This is a genomic window from Bradyrhizobium diazoefficiens (assembly GCF_016612535.1).
Classification (GTDB): domain Bacteria; phylum Pseudomonadota; class Alphaproteobacteria; order Rhizobiales; family Xanthobacteraceae; genus Bradyrhizobium; species Bradyrhizobium diazoefficiens_C.
In genome coordinates this window covers 2,264,933-2,285,378 of record NZ_JAENXS010000001.1, presented here as the reverse complement: position 1 = coordinate 2,285,378, position 20,446 = coordinate 2,264,933, and the positions used below count along the sequence as shown (strand labels likewise).

At 63.1% G+C, this 20,446-nt stretch carries 23 protein-coding genes and 1 tRNA gene; 10 read left to right on the top strand and 14 right to left on the bottom strand.

Going from position 1 to position 20,446, the window contains the following annotated elements; genetic code table 11:
- Positions 1-44 precede the first annotated feature (44 nt).
- Genes JJE66_RS10765 through sdhC form a run of 4 tightly spaced genes read right to left on the bottom strand, consistent with a single transcriptional unit; the run spans position 45 to position 3,523 of the window.
- The gene (locus tag JJE66_RS10765; RefSeq protein WP_200514248.1) at positions 45-827 is read right to left on the bottom strand and encodes a succinate dehydrogenase iron-sulfur subunit; all 783 of its coding nucleotides are present in this window, start codon (positions 825-827) and stop codon (positions 45-47) included.
- A gap of 42 nt (positions 828-869) precedes the next feature.
- The gene (gene sdhA / locus JJE66_RS10760) at positions 870-2,720 is read right to left on the bottom strand and encodes a succinate dehydrogenase flavoprotein subunit (protein ID WP_200514247.1); all 1,851 of its coding nucleotides are present in this window, start codon (positions 2,718-2,720) and stop codon (positions 870-872) included.
- 3 nt (positions 2,721-2,723) lie between these two features.
- Entirely contained in the window at positions 2,724-3,128 is a 405-nt protein-coding gene (gene sdhD / locus JJE66_RS10755) for a succinate dehydrogenase, hydrophobic membrane anchor protein (RefSeq protein ID WP_200514246.1), read from the bottom strand.
- Positions 3,125-3,523, bottom strand: coding sequence for a succinate dehydrogenase, cytochrome b556 subunit (sdhC, locus tag JJE66_RS10750; RefSeq protein WP_200514245.1), 399 nt, complete (start codon positions 3,521-3,523; stop codon positions 3,125-3,127). Before sdhC ends, sdhD begins: the two co-directional genes overlap by 4 nt.
- 520 nt (positions 3,524-4,043) lie before the next feature.
- On the opposite strand from sdhC, the gene JJE66_RS10745 reads away from it, so the two are divergent.
- The gene (locus JJE66_RS10745) at positions 4,044-4,904 is read left to right on the top strand and encodes a sulfite exporter TauE/SafE family protein (protein ID WP_200514244.1); all 861 of its coding nucleotides are present in this window, start codon (positions 4,044-4,046) and stop codon (positions 4,902-4,904) included.
- Positions 4,905-5,015: 111 nt separating this feature from the next.
- Here the strand turns inward: JJE66_RS10745 and JJE66_RS10740 are convergent, their stop codons facing one another.
- A complete protein-coding gene (locus tag JJE66_RS10740; RefSeq protein WP_200514243.1) occupies positions 5,016-6,545 on the bottom strand; it encodes a malonyl-CoA synthase in 1,530 nt (509 codons plus the stop codon).
- A gap of 112 nt (positions 6,546-6,657) precedes the next feature.
- Here JJE66_RS10740 and JJE66_RS10735 point away from each other — a divergent pair, with 112 nt between their 5' ends.
- Positions 6,658-7,419 (top strand): SDR family oxidoreductase, encoded by a 762-nt coding sequence (locus JJE66_RS10735; RefSeq protein WP_200514242.1) that lies wholly within the window; start codon positions 6,658-6,660, stop codon positions 7,417-7,419.
- Between the two features lie 67 nt (positions 7,420-7,486).
- Here JJE66_RS10735 and JJE66_RS10730 read toward each other — a convergent pair whose 3' ends face one another.
- From JJE66_RS10730 to JJE66_RS10720, 3 genes are all read right to left on the bottom strand, one after another.
- Positions 7,487-8,080, bottom strand: coding sequence for a cytochrome c (locus tag JJE66_RS10730; RefSeq protein ID WP_200514241.1), 594 nt, complete (start codon positions 8,078-8,080; stop codon positions 7,487-7,489).
- Between the two features lie 80 nt (positions 8,081-8,160).
- Positions 8,161-9,438, bottom strand: coding sequence for a sorbosone dehydrogenase family protein (locus JJE66_RS10725; RefSeq protein WP_200514240.1), 1,278 nt, complete (start codon positions 9,436-9,438; stop codon positions 8,161-8,163).
- Positions 9,439-9,817: 379 nt separating this feature from the next.
- The gene (locus JJE66_RS10720) at positions 9,818-10,801 is read right to left on the bottom strand and encodes an NAD(P)-dependent oxidoreductase (protein WP_200514239.1); all 984 of its coding nucleotides are present in this window, start codon (positions 10,799-10,801) and stop codon (positions 9,818-9,820) included.
- Positions 10,802-10,946: 145 nt separating this feature from the next.
- On the opposite strand from JJE66_RS10720, the gene JJE66_RS10715 reads away from it, so the two are divergent.
- Positions 10,947-11,207 carry a hypothetical protein gene (locus JJE66_RS10715; RefSeq protein WP_200514238.1) on the top strand — a complete coding sequence of 87 codons (261 nt, stop codon included), beginning with the start codon at positions 10,947-10,949 and terminating at the stop codon, positions 11,205-11,207.
- A 3-nt stretch (positions 11,208-11,210) separates the two neighbouring features.
- Positions 11,211-11,861, top strand: coding sequence for a nucleotidyl transferase AbiEii/AbiGii toxin family protein (locus JJE66_RS10710; RefSeq protein WP_311979845.1), 651 nt, complete (start codon positions 11,211-11,213; stop codon positions 11,859-11,861).
- Between the two features lie 139 nt (positions 11,862-12,000).
- Here the strand turns inward: JJE66_RS10710 and JJE66_RS10705 are convergent.
- Positions 12,001-12,075 (bottom strand) — tRNA-Gly (locus tag JJE66_RS10705).
- 276 nt (positions 12,076-12,351) lie between these two features.
- Between JJE66_RS10705 and trxA the strand changes: the two genes are divergently transcribed.
- Entirely contained in the window at positions 12,352-13,275 is a 924-nt protein-coding gene (trxA, locus tag JJE66_RS10700) for a thioredoxin (RefSeq protein ID WP_200514237.1), read from the top strand.
- A gap of 30 nt (positions 13,276-13,305) precedes the next feature.
- Positions 13,306-13,983, top strand: a complete 678-nt coding sequence (locus JJE66_RS10695) for an LON peptidase substrate-binding domain-containing protein (protein ID WP_200514236.1) — start codon at positions 13,306-13,308, stop codon at positions 13,981-13,983.
- A gap of 149 nt (positions 13,984-14,132) precedes the next feature.
- Here JJE66_RS10695 and JJE66_RS10690 read toward each other — a convergent pair whose 3' ends face one another.
- The 3 genes from JJE66_RS10690 to JJE66_RS10680 form a co-directional block, all read right to left on the bottom strand.
- Positions 14,133-14,714 (bottom strand): cytochrome b/b6 domain-containing protein, encoded by a 582-nt coding sequence (locus JJE66_RS10690; protein ID WP_200514235.1) that lies wholly within the window; start codon positions 14,712-14,714, stop codon positions 14,133-14,135.
- 27 nt (positions 14,715-14,741) lie between these two features.
- Positions 14,742-15,020 carry a PepSY domain-containing protein gene (locus JJE66_RS10685; RefSeq protein ID WP_200514234.1) on the bottom strand — a complete coding sequence of 93 codons (279 nt, stop codon included), beginning with the start codon at positions 15,018-15,020 and terminating at the stop codon, positions 14,742-14,744.
- Between the two features lie 179 nt (positions 15,021-15,199).
- Positions 15,200-15,550: a hypothetical protein gene (locus JJE66_RS10680; RefSeq protein WP_200514233.1), complete on the bottom strand. Its 351-nt coding sequence runs from the start codon at positions 15,548-15,550 to the stop codon at positions 15,200-15,202.
- Positions 15,551-15,640: 90 nt separating this feature from the next.
- Here JJE66_RS10680 and JJE66_RS10675 point away from each other — a divergent pair, with 90 nt between their 5' ends.
- The gene (locus JJE66_RS10675; RefSeq protein WP_200514232.1) at positions 15,641-16,171 is read left to right on the top strand and encodes a TetR/AcrR family transcriptional regulator; all 531 of its coding nucleotides are present in this window, start codon (positions 15,641-15,643) and stop codon (positions 16,169-16,171) included.
- Between the two features lie 67 nt (positions 16,172-16,238).
- Complete coding sequence (locus JJE66_RS10670; RefSeq protein WP_200514231.1) at positions 16,239-16,436, top strand: Trm112 family protein; 198 nt, start codon at positions 16,239-16,241, stop codon at positions 16,434-16,436.
- Between the two features lie 213 nt (positions 16,437-16,649).
- Here the strand turns inward: JJE66_RS10670 and JJE66_RS10665 are convergent, their stop codons facing one another.
- Positions 16,650-17,870 (bottom strand): ubiquinone biosynthesis hydroxylase, encoded by a 1,221-nt coding sequence (locus JJE66_RS10665; RefSeq protein ID WP_200514230.1) that lies wholly within the window; start codon positions 17,868-17,870, stop codon positions 16,650-16,652.
- A gap of 173 nt (positions 17,871-18,043) precedes the next feature.
- Here JJE66_RS10665 and tesB point away from each other — a divergent pair, with 173 nt between their 5' ends.
- Entirely contained in the window at positions 18,044-18,907 is an 864-nt protein-coding gene (tesB, locus tag JJE66_RS10660) for an acyl-CoA thioesterase II (protein WP_200514229.1), read from the top strand.
- A 44-nt stretch (positions 18,908-18,951) separates the two neighbouring features.
- On the opposite strand, the gene JJE66_RS10655 is transcribed toward tesB, so the two are convergent.
- Complete coding sequence (locus JJE66_RS10655) at positions 18,952-19,842, bottom strand: DUF4339 domain-containing protein (protein ID WP_200514228.1); 891 nt, start codon at positions 19,840-19,842, stop codon at positions 18,952-18,954.
- Positions 19,843-20,088: 246 nt separating this feature from the next.
- Here JJE66_RS10655 and JJE66_RS10650 point away from each other — a divergent pair, with 246 nt between their 5' ends.
- A complete protein-coding gene (locus JJE66_RS10650) occupies positions 20,089-20,427 on the top strand; it encodes a P-II family nitrogen regulator (RefSeq protein WP_014438868.1) in 339 nt (112 codons plus the stop codon).
- Positions 20,428-20,446: the final 19 nt, after the last annotated feature.

Here is a 20,446-nt window from a genome sequence, read left to right as displayed (position 1 = left end):
GAACGCCCCGGCCATTCCGGCCGCGAATCGCAGCATGAATACGCCTAGATCTGGCGCTCGACCATCTTGAGCTTCAGCTCGGCGATGGCTTCGGCCGGGTTCAGGCCCTTCGGGCAGGCCTTGGAGCAGTTCATGATGGTGTGGCAGCGATAGAGCCGGAACGGGTCCTCGAGATTGTCCAGCCGCTCGCCGGTCGCCTCGTCGCGCGAATCAGACACCCAGCGGTTGGCCTGGAGCAATGCGGCGGGGCCGAGATAGCGGTCGCTGTTCCACCAGTAGCTCGGGCACGAGGTCGAGCAGCAGGCGCACAGGATGCACTCATAAAGGCCGTCGAGCTTCTCGCGGTCCTCGTGGCTCTGGCGCCATTCCTTCTGCGGCGTCGGCGATGTCGTCTTCAGCCACGGCTCGATCGAGGCGTACTGCGCGTAGAAATTGGTCAGATCAGGGACGAGATCCTTCACCACCGGTTGGTGCGGCAGCGGATTGATCTTGACCGCGCCGTCCTTCACGTCGTGCATCGAGCGGGTGCAGGCGAGCGTATTCTGGCCGTCGATGTTCATGGCGCAGGAGCCGCAGACACCTTCGCGACAGGAGCGGCGGAAGGTCAGCGACGGGTCGATGTGGTTCTTGATCCAGATCAGGCCATCCAGCACCATCGGACCGCAATCATGGGTGTCGACGTAGTAGGTGTCGACGCTCGGATTCTTGCCGTCGTCCGGATTCCAGCGATAGACGCGGAATTCGCGAACGTCTGTCGCCCCCGCGGGCTTCGGCCAGGTCTTGCCACCGGTGATCTTGGAGTTCTTCGGAAGTGCGAATTCAACCATTTCGATAAGGCTTTCGCTGTTCGCTCAGTACACGCGCGCCGTTTAGTAAACGCGGGCTTTGGGCGGAATGTACTGCACGTCGTTGGTCATGGTGTAGTCGTGAACCGGGCGGTACTCGATCTTGACCTTGCCGGAATCGTCCAACCAGGCCAGCGTGTGCTTCATCCAGTTCTGGTCGTCGCGCGCGGAGAAGTCCTCGCGGGCATGCGCGCCGCGGCTTTCGGTGCGGTTGGCGGCCGAGTTCATCGTTACCACCGCCTGCGAAATCAGATTGTCGAATTCGAGTGTCTCGATCAGATCCGAATTCCACACCAGTGAGCGATCGGACACGGCGATGTCGGTGATGCCGCTGTGGACCTTCTCGATCAGGTTCTGGCCTTCGCTCAGGATATCGCCTGTGCGGAACACCGCGCAATTGTTCTGCATCACGTGCTGCATGCCTTCGCGCAGCTTTGCGGTCGGGGTGCTGCCGGAGGCATAGCGGTAATGGTCGAGGCGGCCGAGCGCGAGCTCGGACGAGTTCGCCGGCAGCTCCGGCTGGCTGGCGTTCGGCGTCAGCTTCTCGGCAAGACGCAGCGCAGCGGCGCGGCCGAATACGACGAGGTCGATCAGCGAGTTGGAGCCGAGACGATTGGCGCCGTGAACGGAGACGCAGGCCGCTTCGCCGATCGCCATCAGGCCGGGGATGATGGCGTTGTCGTCGCCGTCCTTCTTGGTCAGCACTTCGCCGTGATAATTCGTCGGGATGCCGCCCATGTTGTAGTGTACGGTCGGCACGATCGGGATCGGCTCGCGCGTCACGTCGACATTGGCGAAAATCTTCGCGGATTCGGAGATGCCCGGCAGGCGCTCGGCCAGCACCGCGGGATCGAGATGGTCGAGATGCAGGAAGATGTGGTCCTTCTTCTTGCCGACGCCGCGGCCTTCGCGGATCTCGATGGTCATCGCGCGCGAGACGACGTCACGCGAGGCCAGATCCTTGGCGGAAGGTGCGTAGCGCTCCATGAAACGTTCGCCCTCGGAGTTGACGAGGTAGCCGCCTTCGCCGCGCGCGCCCTCGGTGACGAGGCAGCCCGAGCCGTAGATGCCGGTCGGGTGGAACTGCACGAACTCCATGTCCTGCATCGGCAGGCCGGCGCGCAGCACCATGCCGCCGCCGTCGCCCGTGCAGGTGTGCGCCGAGGTGCAGGAAGCATAGGCGCGGCCGTAGCCGCCGGTGGCGAGGATCACGGTCTGGGCGCGGAAGCGGTGCAGCGTGCCGTCATCGAGCTTGAGCGCGATGACGCCGCGGCAGGTGCCCTGGTCGTCCATGATCAGGTCGATGGCGAAGAACTCGATGAAGAACTCGGCCGCATGGCGCAGCGACTGGCCGTACATCGTGTGCAGCATGGCGTGGCCGGTGCGGTCGGCGGCGGCGCAGGTGCGCTGCGCCTGGCCCTTGCCGTAGTCCAGGGTCATGCCGCCGAACGGGCGCTGGTAGATCTTGCCGTCCTCGGTGCGCGAGAACGGCACGCCCCAATGCTCGAGCTCGTAGACCGCCTCGGGCGCGTTGCGCACCATGTATTCGATTGCGTCCTGGTCGCCGAGCCAGTCCGACCCCTTCACGGTGTCGTACATGTGCCAGCGCCAGTCGTCCTTGTGCATGTTGCCGAGCGAAGCGGAGATGCCGCCCTGCGCCGCGACCGTGTGCGATCGCGTCGGGAAAACCTTGGTGATGCAGGCGGTACGGAGGCCGGCCTCGCTGCAGCCGACCGTGGCGCGCAGGCCGGCGCCGCCGGCGCCAACGACGACGACGTCATAGGTGTGGTCTTCGATCGGATAGGCTTTGCCGTTGGTGGCGGGAGCGCCGTCGCCCTTGCCATTCGTCCCCGTGGCCGAGGTTCCGGTAACCATGGGTTACACTCCGGATGAAAGTTGGAGAATCGCGTAGATCGAGGCGAGCGCAACCGCGACAGCGAAGAAATTGTTGAGCATGATTGAAGCGAGCTTCAGCTTCTCGTTGTGCACGTAGTCCTCGATGACGACCTGCATGCCGATCTTCATGTGCCAGGCGCTGGCGACGATGAAGAGCAGCATGATGATGGCGACCGGCAGCGAGCCGAGGATCTGCTTGGCGCCGGCCTGGTTGCGGCCGAGCAGCATCATGATGATCACGATCACCGGGATCATCAGCAGCGTCATCGCAACGGCGGTGATGCGCTGGCGCCAGAAGTCGGATGTGCCGGAATGAGCGGCGCCGAGATTGCGGACGCGGCCGAGCGCGGTGCGCATGCTGCGCTTCGGGGTGTCGGCTGTGCTCATCGTCCGCCTCCGATCGCGTAGGCAATGATCCAGATCAGCACCGTCAGCACGATACCGCCGATCAGCGCGCCCCAGGTCAAGGCCTCGCGCTCATTGGCCTTGAAGCCGTAGCCGAGGTCCCAGACCAAGTGCCGGACGCCACTCAACATATGGTGCATCAGCGCCCAGGTGTAGCCGAACACGATCAGGCGTCCGATGATGCTGCTGGTGAAGGCCTGGATGTTGGCGTAGGCGGCGGGGCCCGAAGCCGCGGCAACCAGCCACCAGACCAGCAGCAGGGTTCCGGCATAGAGGGCGATACCGGTGGCGCGATGGACGATGGACAGCGCCATCGTCAAGGTCCAGCGGTAGACTTGCATGTGTGGTGAAAGCGGTCGTTCGATCCGTGCGGTCATGGGCTTTTGATGTTTGTTGCGGCCCAGCAGGGGCGCGCGGGGATCGCGAAAAGGTGGGCTCTATTTACGGAGTCGATTTCGCCTGCGCAATCACCAAATCGCCATAAATCGAACCTGTGTTCATCGCTACGGCATTGATGGCACAGCTCAATCAGGGGCTTGGTATACCAGGGCGGTGGCGCACCGACCAAGGAAAGAATATAAATTCATCTTCTGTGGTGTCCACCAAGGCGCGTTGAAATCACTATTGGAACGGCTCTAGGTCGGAGATCGGCGGCGACAGTTCGAACCAGTCAGTTCATGACGCTTGGGCGCACCCCAGCTGGCCGACGCGCCACTCGCAATTTCCGTCATGCGCATCGATTTTCCGCGTGGCGGCGGATATGCGCAGCCTGCATCCCACCCAAGACCGAAGACGCAGCGTGTCGACCACGGGAATCGGATCGCCTAAAGCTCGGCCGGCAGCTTTCCGAATCGACATCACGGAGAAGCTGAGACCAGTCGCCAGGGCAGATCTGGGGTGATTGCAGGTCTTGATATCAAGGAGCTGGTCGAGCTCGCGCTGCTGTTGATCGCAGTCGGTGCGCTCTCGGGATTCCTGGCCGGCGTGTTCGGCATCGGCGGCGGCGCGATTCTCGTGCCGGTGTTCTACGAATGCTTCCGCATCGCCGGCGTGCCGCTGGAGGTGCGGATGCCGCTCTGCGTCGGCACCTCCCTTGCGGTAATCATCCCGACCTCGATTCGCTCGTTCCAGGCGCATTACAAGCGCGGCGCCGTCGACATGTCGATCCTGCGCGTGTGGTGGCTGCCGATCCTGATCGGCGTCGTCGCCGGCAGCTTGGTCGCGCGCTACGCGCCGGAGCGGCTGTTCAAGATCGTCTTCGTCTGTGTCGCCTATTCGGCCGCCATGCGCCTGGTCTTCGCCCGCGAGACCTGGAAACTCGGCGACGATCTGCCGAAGGGCCTATTGATGCGCATCTACGGTTTCAGCGTCGGCATTCTCTCGACGCTGATGGGCATCGGCGGCGGCCTGTTCTCGAACCTGCTGATGACATTTTATGGCCGGCCGATTCATCAGGCGATCGCGACCTCGTCGGCGCTCGCGGTGCTGATCTCGATCCCCGGTGCGCTCGGCTACGTCTATGCCGGTTGGCCGGCGGCCGCGACCTACCCGAGCGTCACTGCGCTGCAAGTCCCGTTCGCACTTGGCTACGTTTCCCTGATCGGCGCCGTGCTGGTGATGCCAATGAGCCTCGTGACTGCGCCGCTGGGTGTGAGAGCCGCGCATGCGATGTCGAAGCGGACGCTCGAAGTGGCGTTCGGCTGCTATCTGTTCATTGTCGGCAGCCGGTTTGTGATGAGTTTGGTGGGCGGGCAGTGAGCGTGGCATCGTAGGGTGGGTTAGCGCAGCGTAACCCACCACTTCTGTCACCGCGGAAATCAAAGAGGTGGGTTACGCCTTCGGCTAACCCACCCTACGCGTGCTCCATCTCTACTTCTTCGCGTAAAGATCCTTGTACGTATCCCGCAGCACGTTCTTCTGCACCTTGCCCATGGTGTTGCGCGGCAGCTCGTCCACCACGAAGACGCGCTTGGGCATCTTGAACTTCGCGAGCCGGCCGTCGAGCGCCTTCAGCACGGCGGCCTCGGTGACATCGGCGCCCTTGTTGCAGACGAGCACCGCGGTGACGCCCTCGCCGAAATCGGCATGGGGCACGCCGATCACGGCGGATTCGATCACGCCCGGCATGGCGTCGATCTCGCTCTCGATTTCCTTCGGGTAGACGTTGAAGCCGCCGGAGATCACGAGGTCCTTGCCGCGGCCGAGGATGTGGACGTAACCCTTGCCGTCGATCTTGCCGAGGTCGCCGGTGATGAAGAAGCCGTCGGGCCGGAATTCGGCCTTGGTCTTCTCCGGCATGCGCCAATAGCCCTTGAAGACGTTCGGGCCCTTCACCTCGATCATGCCGATGTCCTCGCGCGGCAGTTCCTTGCCCGTTTCCGGATCGGTCACGCGCACGGAGACGCCGGGGAGGGGAAAGCCGACCGCGCCGGGGACGCGCTCGCCGTCATAGGGGTTCGACGTGTTCATGTTGGTTTCGGTCATGCCGTAGCGCTCGAGCACTGCGTGTCCCGTGCGCGCGGACCATTCGCGGTGGGTCTCGGCCAGCAGCGGTGCCGAGCCCGAGATGAACAACCGCATATGTTTTGTGGTTTCGCGCGACAGCGCAGGGTTCTGGAGCAGCCGCGTGTAGAACGTCGGCACGCCCATCAGCACCGTGGCGCGCGCCATCAGCTTGATGATCAAATCCGGATCGAGCTTCGGCAGGAAGATCATCGACGCCCGCGCAAACAGCGTCACGTTGGTTGCCACGAACAGGCCGTGGGTGTGGTAGATCGGCAGCGCGTGGATCAGCACGTCCTTGTCGGTGAAGCGCCAGTAGCCAACGAGCGAGAGCGAGTTCGAGGCGAGATTGTCATGCGTCAGCATCGCGCCCTTGGAGCGGCCGGTGGTGCCGGACGTGTAGAGGATCGCGGCGAGATCGTCGTTTTCGCGCGGCACCGTCGCAAATTCGCTGCCCGCCTTGTCGGCGGCCTCTGTGAGCGAACCCTTGCCGTCAGGCCCGAGCGTCTCGATCTTGGCCTTCACCTTGGCGGCGATCGGGGCGAGGCCTTCGGCCTTGGAGGGATCGCAGACCACCAGCGACGGCTCGGCATCGCCGATGAAATAGTCGAGCTCGTTGAGCGTATAGGCCGTGTTGAGCGGCAGATAGACCGCGCCGGCCCGCACCGTGCTGAGATACAGCACGATGTTGGCGACGGATTTCTCGACCTGCACCGCGACGCGGTCGCCGGGCTTGACGCCGCATGCGACCAGCACATTCGCCATTTGCCCGGCCCGCGCCATCAGATCGCCATAGCTGATATGGGCGCCGTCCTGCGTCTCGATCGCGAGGCGTTTGGGATCGTCGAGGCCATCGAACAGGCGGGAAAACAGATTGGCGTTGGCAGCTTGGTTCATGCAAGATTTCCTCGACCGCAAGGCTTGTAGATAGGCTTGTCAAACAAGGCCGGTCAAAACCGAGGGCTGGATTAGCAAAAACCGCCCCAATGAAGCAACGGAGACAGTTGGCATGGCAAAAAACGGGAAACGCGTGGCCTGGGTCACAGGCGGCGGCAGCGGGATCGGGGAGGCCGGCGCCGAGGCGCTGGCGGCCGACGGCTGGATCGTCGTGGTCTCCGGCCGCCGCAAGGACGCCCTGGAGACCGTGGTCGGCAAGATCACCGGGGACGGCCGGGCCGCCGAGGCGCTCGCGCTGGACGTGTCTGACGCCGCTGAGGCCCAGAAGGCGGCCGATCACATCGTCGCGAAGCATGGCCGCATCGACCTGCTCGTGAACAATGCCGGCATCAATGTCCCGAAGCGCAGTTGGAAGGACATGGAACTGGACGGCTGGGACAGACTGGTCCAGGTCAATCTCAACGGCGTGCTCTATTGCATGCAGGCCGTGCTGCCGACGATGCGCAAGCAACAGGACGGCTCGATCATCAACGTCTCGTCCTGGGCCGGCCGCCACGTCTCGAAGATGCCGGGGCCCGCCTACACCACCACCAAACATGCGGTGCTGGCGCTGACCCATTCCTTCAACATGGACGAATGCGTCAACGGACTGCGCGCCTGCTGCCTGATGCCGGGCGAGGTGGCGACCCCCATCCTGAAGCAGCGCCCGGTGGTGCCGAGCGAGGAAGAGCAGGCCATGATGCTGCAATCCGAAGATCTCGGCCGCACCATCGCCTTCATCGCGTCGATGCCGCCGCGTGTCTGCATCAACGAGCTGCTGATCAGCCCGACGCATAATCGCGGGTTCATCCAGACGCCGTTGAGCAGGGATTGAGGCGCAGCGCGCTCGACAATCTCCACTGTCGTCCGGGCGCAGGCCGGGACGACACTGGAGTTTGTCGCTATTGCAGATGCGCCAGATAGTGCGCGAGGGCCGTGATCTCTTCCTCGCTCAGCGAATATGCGACATCCGCCATCGCCGCACCGCCACCGCCGACGCGCTGGCTGGTTTTGTAATCGTGCAGCGCCTTGACCAGATATTCCTCGCGCTGGCCCGCGAGGCGCGCCACTGCCTTGGTCCCCGCAAAATTGTCCAGATGGCATGAGGCACAGCGGCGGCCGGCAGCGGCCTGCGCGCCCTTCTTCGAGAGATCAGGATCGTTGTCCTCCGCACCCTTTGGGGGCGCCAGCGAGGCGAAATAGGCGCCGAGATTGCGGATGTCCTCGTTGTTGATCTCCTCGACGATCGGCTGCATCTGCTCGTTCTTGCGCGAGCCGGCGCGGAAGAACACGAGCTGCCACTGGATGAATTGATCCGGCTGGCCGGCAATCGAGGGGATGTTGTCGGTCTGCGAAATACCGTTGTCGCCATGGCAGCCGGCGCAGATTTCGGCCTTGGCCTTGCCGGCCGCGACATCGGCGGCACTTGCGGGGAGGGAGCCGAGCGTGAGAAGCGCAACCGCGCCCATTGTGTGCGAGATGAAGTGCCGGCGCATGATGGAATTCCAAATCCAAGGCTTCAAACAAAGAGGCTGCGGTAGCGTTGCGGGCCACCGCAGCCTCTTGTCGTCGTGCGCTACTTCTTGCTGTAGCTGATGCGATAGATCGCGCCGGCCCAGTCGTCGGCGACGAGGATCGAGCCGTCCTTGGCGAGGATGATGTCATCGGGGCGGCCGAGATAGCCCTGGTCACCCTCGATCCAGCCGGAGGCGAACACCTCCTGCTTGGGGTTCTTGCCGTCGGGCCCGACGATCACGCGCATGATGCGGCCACCCTGGTACTTGTGGCGATTCCAGGAGCCGTGCTCGGCGATCAGGATGTTGTTCTTGTACTCGGCGGGGAACTGGTCGCCGGTATAGAACTTCATGCCGAGCGGAGCGACGTGGGCGCCGAGGTTCAGCACCGGCGGCGTGAACTCGGAACATTTGTGGCCCATCGCGAACTTCGGATCGGGCAGGTCGCCCTGGTGGCAATAGGGATAGCCGAAATGCTCGCCCATCTTCGAGATCATGTTGAGCTTGTCGCTCGGCAGATCGTCGCTGACCCAGTCGCGGGCATTCTCGGTGAACCAGTACTTGCCGGTGCGCGGATCGACGTCGCCACCGACCGAGTTGCGGACGCCGAGCGCCACGATTTCGGCGTTGCCGGTCTTCGGATCGACGCGCCGGATCTGCGACACGCTGGTCGGCGGAATGCCGATGTTGAAGGGCGGTCCGAACGGAATGTAGAACCAGCCGTCCTTGTCGGCCGCGAGGTACTTCCAGCCATGCGCGGCATAGGACGGCATGTCGTCATAGACGACCTTGCCCTCGCCGGGATTGTCGAGCTTGTTTTCGATGTCGTCGTAGCGGATCAACTTGTCGACCGCGATGACGTAGAGCGCGCCGTCCTTGACGGCCAGACCGGTGGGCATGTTCAGCCCCTTGAGGATGGTCTTGACCTCTTTCTTCCCGTTGTTGTCCTTGATGGCATAGACGTTGCCGAGACCGAACGAGCCGACGAACAGCGTGCCCTTGTCACCCCAGGCCATCTGCCGCGCGGCGAGGACGCCCGGCGCGTAGACTTCCATCTTGAAGCCCGGCGGTAGCTTGACCTTCTTGATGATGTTGGCGAGCTCGGATTCGGACGCGCCGGTCGGCGGGCCCGAGGGCGGCGCGAGGCCCTTCTGCGCCTCGGTCTCGTCGCCGAGGAACCAATCGTCCGGCGGATGGGTCCAGAATTCCTTGGTGCCGGATTCGTATTTCTTCAGCGCCCGGCCTTTGTCTTGCTGTTGCTGTGCGCTGACAACGCTGGTCCCGGCAAGAAGGACCACGGCCGCAAGCGCCAACACGGATCGATCGAACATCGATTTCATCGCGTCACTCCCCTAAGGCAGCCGTCAGGGCTGCACGTTATTTTATTTTGCTGTTCGAGTAGGCGAAGTTCGGAGTCTGTCGAGAGGCAGACGCGAAAAGGTTAGCACATCTGCGAGCGGTGAGAAGCGCGTCGCGCGCACCGCAGTTGCACTCCATCAAATTGAGACGGATTTTCTCTCGAACCGCACGCGGCGATAGCAACGCTCTCGCTGCAACGCGGAATCGCGATGACGCGCGCCTCATTTGCAGGCAGCAAATGGTCGACCAATCCAAAACCGCGAAAACAACCCCATGCACAGTAGAACGTCAGAGGCCCGATGGTGCGCGGTGACACCGGCCACGCATCTGAAACATCGTGCGAATTGACAAAAGCGGCGACTATTGGGCGACGGGATACGGCCCATCGTCAAATTGCGTGTCGTGGTAGCCTTTTGATCCCACCTCGCGCGCCAGGGTGCTGCGAAAATCGCGGCCCGCGCGAAGGCTGTTCAGCAGATGGGCGAAATCGAATTCCGGTTGCCAGCCGAGCTCGCGCCGCGCGCGGTCGTTGACATAGACACGGTCGATCTCGGGAAACAGCCGCCAGCCGCGCGCCGGATAGAGCTGCGCGCAATCCGGATAGAGCTCGCACACGACATCGGCCGCATCGCGCGACAGCGCCACGAGATGCTTCGGCTCGAAAGGGGTTGTAGCCGAAACGATATAGCGGGCGAAGCCAAGCTCCGGCGCACGCGCGGCAGCGAGCAGATGGGCGCTGACCGCATCCGCGAGGTCCAGCCGGCGATAGAGCAGCTCGTTGGCCTGTGCGTTGTCCAGCGTGTAAGCCGATCGCATTGCGGGATCGTCATCGTCCTCCGGAAAGAAGCGCGAGGTCCGCAGGATGATGACCGGCAGCCCTTGCTCGCGAAAGAACAGCTCGCACAGGTTTTCCGCCATCAGTTTTGTGGTGCCGTAGATATTCTTCGGGATCGCCGGCAGGTCCTCGGTGACCCACACTGCCGCCTGCCCGGCCTCCGGCCGAAGCTGCGAGCCGAACGCGCTGGTGGTGCTGGTGAAGACAAAACTCTTCACGCCGGCAGCCGAAGCTGCCTCGAGCAGATTGAGCGTGCCGGTGACGTTGGTGTCGACAAAGGCCTGCTTGCCGTGGGTCGCCACATGCGGCTTGTGCAGCGTCGCGGTGTGGATCACGGCGGTAATGCCATCCATCTGGCGCCGCACGAAATCGGGATCGACGACCGAGCCCACGGCATCGGTGAAGGGCGATGGCTTCAGATCGATCCCGCGCGCAGGGGATCCGCCTCGCCGAAGCGTCCGCAGAATAGCCTCTCCGAGGTGGCCAGCGCTGCCCGTGACCAGAATCATGTGAGACCAAATGCACCGGCCCGAGGGCGGAATGCCGCAAACCGAATGAGGTATTTAGGTAATGTTTGCTGCGAGGCCTGTCGAGGGGGGTGTGGATACTCCCATGTCAATCCTATATTGACTGGGTATCTCGATAGTGACGCAGATGAAAAGCCCTGTTCTAGTTCTGGCGACTGTAAATGCGCCGTATAGCGAGAAGCTAGACGCGCAGGAGCTCGTCCATTGCCTGCTGGACCCCCCTTCGGCGAGGGCGGCCTGCGGTCCGATGTCGTCGTTCTTTGGGGATGTTGAGCCCGAACTGCAAATTGCGTTCGCTGAGATGAATGGCATCAGCCACGACCAATTGGTTGCTGCAGCGAAGACGTTTGCCGAATTTTCGGGACAATCCTATCCGCTTGCGGCGTAACAGGTGAGCGCGCAATCAGACTGGGCGCAACTGTTTCGCATTGCCTGTGCGATGATCCGCCAAGTCAACGCTGAACAGAAAATCATTGATTGTTGGACGGTCGGCGGCGGCACAGCGATGATGCTGCAGATCGATCATCGGATAAGCCACGATGTCGATATCTTTCTCCCGGATCCTCAAGTTCTTCACTTTCTCGATCCACAGAAGCATGACTTCAATTTCGAGACTGGACCTGCCGACTACAAAGGAGATGGCGCACGGCTCCTGAAGCTCGGATTTGAATTTGGCGAGATCGATTTTATCGTCGCGCCGTCACTCACTTCCTCTCCGGCGACGCAAACGACAGTTGAGGGCGAAATAGTCCTCCTGGAGACAATCCCGGAAATCATTGCGAAGAAAATCTTTCACCGGGGCAGCAGCATCGCGCCGCGCGATATATTCGACATTGCGGCGGGCAGCGAAAAGTACGCGGAATCTATCATCAAGGAGCTGGGCAGCTATCGCGACAGCGTCGCAAGCGCACTGGCCGCAATCGACAGATTAAAGCCTGACTTTGTGAGCACAGCGATCAATCAACTCTCGATCAAAGATCCATATAGGCTGATCGCGAACGTAGCGCTGGAAAAGACTAAGGACCTCCTTCGCGCCGTATAAAATCACCCTGAGCTACGGGTTGACGTCCATTTCAGCCCAGGAACGTCGAGCAGCCCCCATCCGACCCGCACCAAAAAATCAGCGCAGCGACTCGGCCCCGGGCGGGATAGCCAACTCATTTGGATGCTCTGGAAAAAACTGGAGCGGGCGAAGGGGCTCGAACCCTCGACCCCGACCTTGGCAAGGTCGTGCTCTACCACTGAGCTACACCCGCATCCTGTGTCAGCCGCGTGAACGCGACTGACAACGGCTGTCGTATGCCAAAAGCGGGCGGCGAATGCAACAGCTACCGGCGGCATCAATTCGCATTCGGAGCCCCCACATGAGCCCGATCCCGGCCGAATCGACCAAAAATGGCCCGGAACCGCCGAATCGGCTGCCATGGATTGAAATTCGGCCGGGCCGGCCCAATTTTAGGGCCGACAGCGAAGCATATGGGATGGCGACGTGCTAAAGACCCGCCATTCCAGACATCAGACGAGGGGATCCCGTGACGATCATCGACCAGGGCAACGGAGCCGCAGTCCCGGCTGCGGCCGATCTGATCAAGGACACCACCACCCAGACTTTCGTGAAGGATGTCATCGAGGAATCGAAGCGCCAGCCGGTGCTGATCGACTTCTGGGCGGAGTGGTGCGGCCCCTGCAAGCAGCTCACCCCCGTGCTGGAAAAGGCGGTCAGGGCGGCCAAGGGCAAGGTCAAGCTGGTCAAGATGAACATCGACCAGCATCCGGCGATCCCGGGCCAGATGGGCATCCAGTCGATTCCGGCCGTGATCGCCTTCGTCAACGGCCAGCCCGCCGACGGCTTCATGGGCGCGGTGCCGGAAAGCCAGGTCAATGCCTTCATCGAAAAGGTGACCAAGGGTGTCACTGCGCCGGGCGAGCCGAACATCGCCGAGATTCTGCAGGAAGCGGAGGCCGTGCTCGCCGAGGGCGACGCCGCGGCCGCGGCCCAGATCTATGCCGAAGTATTGCAGCACGATGCCACCAACATCGCGGCCCTTGCCGGGCTCGCAAAATGCTACGCCACCTCCGGCGCGATGGAGCAGGCCAAGCAGACGCTGGCCATGGTGCCGGAATCCAAGCGCAACGATCCCGCGGTGAAGGCCGTGCAGACCGCGATCGATCTCGCCGAGCAGGCCGAGGCGCTCGGACCCGTCGCCGAGCTCGAGCAGAAAGTCGCCGCAGACCCGCTCGATCATCAGGCGCGCTTCGATCTGGCGACGGCGCTGAATGCGCAGGGCAACCGGGCGGCCGCGACCGAGCAGCTGCTCGCGATCATCAAGCGCGACCGCAAATGGAACGACGACGGCGCCCGCAAGCAGCTGGTGCAGTTCTTCGAGGCCTGGGGCGGCGCGGACGAAGCCACCGTCGAAGGCCGCAAGCGCTTGTCGATCATCCTGTTTTCGTAAGCTCGGGTCGCAAATCCACGCGGGGACCAGATGCCGATCAACATCGAATATCGCGGGGCCGCCGACCTTCCGGAGATCGTTCCGGTGTTTCCGCTGCCGGGCGCACTGCTGTTGCCGCGCGGCCAGATGCCGCTCAACATCTTCGAGCCGCGCTATCTCGCGATGGTCGACGACAGTTTTCGCGATGGCCATCGCCTGATCGGCATGATCCAGCCGGACGCGGCGCATTCGCCGAAGAATTCCGACAAGCCGGCGCTGTTCCGCGTCGGCTGCGTCGGCCGCATCACCCAGCTCGCCGAATCCGGCGACGGCCGCTACATCCTCGAGCTCACCGGCGTTGCGCGCTTCCGGGTGGTCGAGGAGCTGGAGGTGCTGACCGCCTACCGGCAGTGCAAGGTGGATTTCTTCGCCTTCGCCGACGACTTCACCCCACGCATGGGCGAGGACGCGGTCAATCGCGAGGCGCTGCTGGTGGCGCTGGCGGATTTTTTGAAGGCCAACAATCTCAAGGTCGACTGGGAGGGCGTCGAGAGCGCGCCCAACGAGGCGCTCGTCAACGCGCTCGCGATGATGTCGCCTTACGGCCCGGCCGAGAAGCAGGCCATGCTGGAAGCGCCCGACCTGAAGACCCGCGCCGAAATCCTGATCGCGGTCACCGAGATGGACCTCGCCAAGAAGCGCACCAGCGGCGATCCGCCGTTGCAGTGAGGGCGCGTCCTCACGGCGCAAACGCCATCATGCCCGGGCTTGTCCCGGGCATCCACGTTCTTGGTGCAGAAGGTAAGACGTGGATGGCCGGGTCGTCTAGCGCGAAGACGCGCTTCGCGCTTCTGCCCGGCCATGACGAGTATCGTATTTTACGAGTGACTACGGATGCGCTTGCGTCCGGTGAACATCGCGCGAATCAGGTTCTCGCGCTGAAGCAATCCCATCACCACCACGCCCACGACATGCAGCACGACCAGGACGATGACTGCGTCCGATGCGACGGCATGCGTATCCTCGATCCACCAGATGCCGAAGAACGTGACGGTCACCGACAACGCGCCCGTGATCACCGAGACGGCGAGCGACAACAGCAGCGCCACCAGCATCAGGGTGCCGGCGGGATTGAGCCCGATATAGCGGCCGGTGATGCCGCGACGCAGATTCCAGAGATAACCGGGCGCTGCGCGAAGCCGGACGCCGATCATGCGAAAGCGCGCATAGCGGCTGCCCCAAAATCCCCAGACCAGGCGGAAGGCCAATAGCCCGATCACGCCATAGCCGACGATGCGATGCAGGCTGTCATAGACTGTGGGCGTGAGCGACGCGACCAGAACGCTGGCCGCGAGGACCCAATGCCAGAGCCGCAGTGGAAGATCCCAGACGGCGACCGTCCGACCCGCGGAGGTCCGGTCGGACACCCCGCGCACATCTCGCACCGTTTTGTCGTTCAAGCCGAAATCACCCTCAGAGGCAAAGCCTTACTTGGCAATCGTGTGCTTCAGGCTGAGATCTTCCGGGCTGTAGAACAGCTCGTAGAGCTTGCCTTCCTTGACGCCGTAGACCTCATAGCATGAGCCTTCGATTTTGGAGCGGCGCACCTCGTAGCCGGCGGTCTTGGCCTTGGCTTCGGCGTCGCTCGCCGGCTTCCACGATGCCTTGTCGAGCTTGGTGCAATTCTTGAAACCATCGGCCATCGCCGTCGACCCCATGCCGATGCCGACCGTCAGTGCAATGGCAAGAACACGAATGACTCTCACGAATGTCTCCTCCCTGTCGTGTGCGCGAAGCGCGCCCGAAGGAAGCAAAGCAATGGGTGAAGTCAATTGCAGTTCGGATCCGCGACGTCTTAGAGATATTCTAACGGGAGCCAAAAGATCAGCGCCCTCCGCACGCAGCGTGCGTTTTGAGCGACGCTGCGGCCTTACGTCTCACGATGTCAGTAGCCGGCCACCGCCATCGCGACGACCGCACTGAGCGCCATCCAGCCGAAGTGGCGACCACGCGTCGCCCATGCGTTGGCGCAGGCGGAGAAGCCGAACACGCAGACCATCGTGATGACGATCCAGCGGCGCGCCGTAGCTGAATCCATCCAGGGCGTCGCGACCAGCAGCACGCCGCAGCCGATCCAGGCGACGGTCGAGGCCTGCCAGACCAGGCGAATCAGGGTGCGGAGCCGTTCCGGCTCGATGCGGGCGCGGGCGAAGACCTTGGTCTCGCCGAGGATGCCATGGATGAGAGCCACGACGATGGCCCCGACGCCGGCGCACTGGAGCAGGAGATCACGCATCAAAGCCTCCATACATCTGTGTATGGTGAGATAGACCCTGGCCTCCCGGCTGTCAATACACTAGTGTATGGCCGGATTCCGGAACCTGACATGTCCGAACAGCTCTCCGCCGATGACTGGATCTGCCAGGGCATCAAGGCGCTCACCAAAAGCGGCTTTACCGCGCTGAAGGCCGATCCATTGGCAAAGACCATGGGCGTTTCGCGCGGCAGCTTCTACTGGCATTTTTCCGATCTCGGCGCGTTCCACGCCGCCGTACTGAAGCGCTGGCGCGAGATTGCGGCCGAAGAGATCATTGCCGGCATCGAGGCCGACAGCGACGAGCCGCTGAAGGCGCTGCTGCGCAGGACCTTCGGCGCCCGGCTCGATCTGGAGCGCGCGGTGCGGAACTGGGCGGCGTTCGATCCGGCGGCGCAGGGCGCGGTCCGCGCGATCGACCGCCGCAGGCTCGACTATATCGAGGCGCTGCTGCAACGACGCGGGTTCTCCGGGACAACCGCGCAGGCGCGTGCGCAAATCCTGTACTGGACGTTTCTCGGCTTCGCGCTTTCGGCTGCGCCAGTACCGGCCGCGCGGCTCCAGGGCCTGCTCGACGAAATCCAGAAGATGATTTCCGCCTAAACCCCTGGCTGCCGTAATGGGCGGGAGCGATTTTCTATGCTACAGGCAGCCATCGCCGGAGACCACGATGAACGCGCCGACCGAACGCCCCGAAAACAGCGTCGATCCAAAACTGCTGGAGATCCTGGTCTGCCCGCTGACCAAGGGCCCGCTGGAATTCGACTCGGCCAAGCAGGAGCTGATCTCGCGCAGCGCCAGGCTCGCTTATCCGATCCGCGACGGCATCCCGATCATGCTGCCGGAAGAGGCGCGGAAGATCGATTGAGGTTTGGCGCGATGGCCGCGCAACGCTCTCGGTGTCGTCCTGGCGAAGGCCAGGACCCATAACCACAGGGTGTGGTGTGATGCGAAGCTGGTAACTCCGAATCTTCGCAAAACTATTGCTGCGGCGTATGGGTCCCGGATCGGCGCGCGCTTGGGGCGCGCTTGTCCGGGACGACGAGGAGAGAGTGGGGCGCGAACTACGCTTACAATGCCCCTACAGCGCCTCGCCCTTCAGCAATTTCGGTATCTCACCGGTCAGTCCAGCCGCCTGGCGGATAAACAAATTCTTCAGCGGCGGGGTGCGGTCGACGATGCCGAGGCCGATGTCGCGCATGGTGCGCAGCAAGGACGATTTGTTCGAGAACAGGAAGTTCAGCGAGTTGGTGGCAACGCCCATCGCCATGGTGTCGAAGCGGCGCCAGCGCTGGTAGCGCTCGAGCACATCGGCGCCGCCGAGATCCATGCCGAGCCGCGCGGCATCGACCACGACCTCGGCCAGTGCAGCGACGTCCTTCAGGCCCATGTTGAGGCCCTGTCCGGCGATGGGATGAATGACATGGGCGGAATCGCCGACCAGCGCCAGGCGCTCGGCGATGAAGGAGCGCGCCACGAAATAGGACAGCGGGAACGCGCGCGGCTTGTCGAGCGCCTTCACCTCGCCGAGATGCAGCCCGAAGCGCTGCTCGAGCTCGCTGTGAAATTCTTCTTCGCTCAGAGCAACGATGCGCGCAGCCTCGCTGCGGCGCTCGGTCCACACCAGCGACGACCGCTTGCCGGTGAGAGGCAGGATCGCGAATGGACCCGCGGGCAAAAAGTGTTCTTCGGCGCGGCCTTCGTGATCGCGCTCGTGGCCGACGGTGACGACGATGCCGGATTGATCGTACTCCCAGCCATGAGTGGCGATGCCGGCGCGCTCGCGCAGTTTCGACTTCGCACCGTCAGCTGCGATCAAAAGGCTCGCGGCGATCTTGCTACCATCGCCGAGGGTCACGTCAACGCCATCGGCGCTTGCGTCGTAAGAGGCAACGATGGTGGCGCGGAGCTCGACCCCCGCTGCTTCGGCGCGGACAACGAGCGCATCGATCAGATGGCGGTTCTCGACCATATGCGCAAAAGGCTCGCCCGGCGCGACATCGCCGGCGAAGTTCAGGAACGCCGGACGGGTGGCGTCCTCCAGCTTGGAATCGGTGACGACCATGTCGAGAATCGGCTGGGCCTCGGCCTTGACGTCGTCCCAGGCACCGAGCGCCTCGAACAACCGGCGGCAGGCCGCGACGATCGCGGTTGCGCGGGGATCGTGGCTCGGCCGTGTCGCGAGGGCGGGATCGGCGACGATGACGGGAATCTCAGGCCCGAGCCCCTGGCGCAGCGCCAGCGCCAGCGCCAGGCCAGCGAATGCGCCGCCACCAATGACAATGCCACCCTGTACAGACATACCAAAATTCCCGTCTAACTCTTGGTCTTGCTAGCAGACTTGAGGTGGGCGAAACAGTGCGGTGAAACAAGGGCAAAGCGCCCCCAAGAACTACTATGTGTCATTCCAGGGCGCCTCGCGGGAGCGAGGCCCGAGACGACGGCAGGAAAGTTCAACCCAAGAAAGTTCAATCCATGTCCAAAGGCCTGATCGACCTGATCGCGCTCCTCGACCTCGAGCAGCTCGAGGTGAATTTGTTCCGGGGCAACAGCCCGAAGACGAGCTGGCAGCGGGTGTTCGGCGGGCAGGTGATCGGACAGGCGATGGTGGCGGCCTGCCGCACCGTCGAGGGGCGGCTGCCGCATTCGCTGCATTGCTATTTCATCCTGCCAGGCGATCCGCAGATCCCGATCATCTACCAGGTCGAGCGCCTGCGCGACGGCAAGAGCTATTCGACGCGCCGCGTCACCGCGATCCAGCACGGCAACGCGATCTTCTCGATCATGGTGTCGTTCCATGCCGAGGAAGAGACTGCGTTCGATCACCAGGAGAAAATGCCGGACGTGCCGCCGCCGGAAAAGCTCACGGCGGAGGAGGTGGCGAAGCAGCCGATGTTCCGCGAGATGCCCGACTTCATCCGCCGCTATTACGAGTCCGATCGCCCGATCGAGCTGCGCCCGGTGGAGCTCGGCCGTTACTTCGGTGAGAGGATCGAGGACGGCCGCATTCATGTCTGGATCAAGACCGCCGCGACGCTGCCGGACGATCCGGCGCTGCACATGTGCGCGCTCGCCTATGCGTCGGACTTCTCGCTGCTCGATGCGATCATGGCGCGCTACGGCCGCACGCTGTTCGACAAGCGCATGATGCCGGCGAGCCTCGACCATGCCATGTGGTTTCACCGCCCGTTCCGCGCCGACGAATGGCTGCTCTACGCGCAGGATTCGCCGAGCGCGCAAGGCGGCCGCGGCCTGACCCGCGGCTCGATCTTCAAGCCCGACGGCACGCTGGTGGCGTCGGTGGCGCAGGAAGGCTCGGTGCGCGAGCGGCGGAGCTGATCACCTAAGCGCGATGAATCGCGCTTAGGCTTTTCGGCGCGTGTTTACATCGAACCGCGCGGCGCCAGCTCGGTCTGCGATGCGAACCAGTTCATGATCCAGCGATAGACCCACGGAATCGGGATGATGAAGCCGCACAGGATCGCCGCCACGATTCCGCGCCAGAGAATCCCGAGCCCGCTGCCCATGAAGATGATCTCGCGTCGCGTTCCCTGAACGTTGCGGCACATCCAGCGCAGCTGGGCTGCGGCGACCCAGGCCCATCCGATGATGGTGATGAGGGAGATCGCGAACAGCAGGTTCCAGCCGATATAGCCCCACACCGAGCCGGCGAAGCTGAGACCGAGCGGCTGCCCTTTGGAGGCCATGTTCGCGACCATCCATTTGAGCAGCAGCCAGTAGAGAACGATCTGGACGATATAGAGCGCGGTGCTCAACACCTGGATGCCGGTGTAGCCGATCACAATCGCCAGAACGATGAAGCCGAAGAACCAGGGCACGATCGCCATGGCGTTGCCGGTGAAAGAGAGGTTCGGCCGTCCCGGAACCTTCACGCAGGACACGATCCATTGCGTGTACCAGACGAACAGCCACGGAATCGGGATGATAAAGCACGAGCCGATCAGCAACACGAGCGATCGCCAGGTGAACTCGAGGATGCCGAAATCGACCGACAGCGATCCACCGGCAGCACTCCCGGCACCGGTATAGCCACCACCGCTCATCATCGGCGGGCCGCCGTCCGGCATCATCGGTGGCCCACCAGCCCCGCCAATCATACCGGGAATTTCGGCGGCCTTCTGCCAGCCGGCCATGCCCTCGGACCACACCAGCGTATCGGGGCGTACGACGCCCTGGGCGATCAGGTCGCGGAATTGCTCCTCCGGATAGGGCCCCTGCTGCTTGCCCTCGGATGCATAGAACCAACTCGCCATGACACGCCCCCCAAAATACTTTTGTACCGCCCGGCAGGCGCGGGTTCACCGCATCCATGCCAAAAATGCATTGTGAAGGATGAACCTTTGCCCTGTACAGAGGCGGCCGTTCACATGGCCGCCCTTGGCCAAACGTTTTTCCGCTTCAAACTGCAAGTTTTTTATGCCATTTGCCCGGAAAGATGCCAGATTGACGCGGCGCCGGGGACATGCGGCGCAGCGCATCCCGGGGGAATAGGCCTGACCATGAAACTCGTCGTCGCGATCATCAAACCCTTCAAGCTCGATGAGGTCCGCCAGGCTCTGACGGCGATCGGCGTCCACGGCATGACGGTGACCGAGGTGAAGGGCTATGGCCGCCAGAAGGGCCATACCGAGATCTATCGCGGCGCGGAATATGTCGTAAACTTCCTGCCCAAGCTGCGGATCGAGATCGCGGTCGCCTCCGACATCGCCGAGAAGGCGGTCGGCGTGATCACCGCGTCCGCGCGCACTGGACAGATTGGCGACGGCAAGATCTTCGTCACGCCGATCGACCACGCGCTGCGCATCCGCACCGGCGAAACCGACAGCGACGCGCTCTAAAGCTCAAATAAGCCTTCTT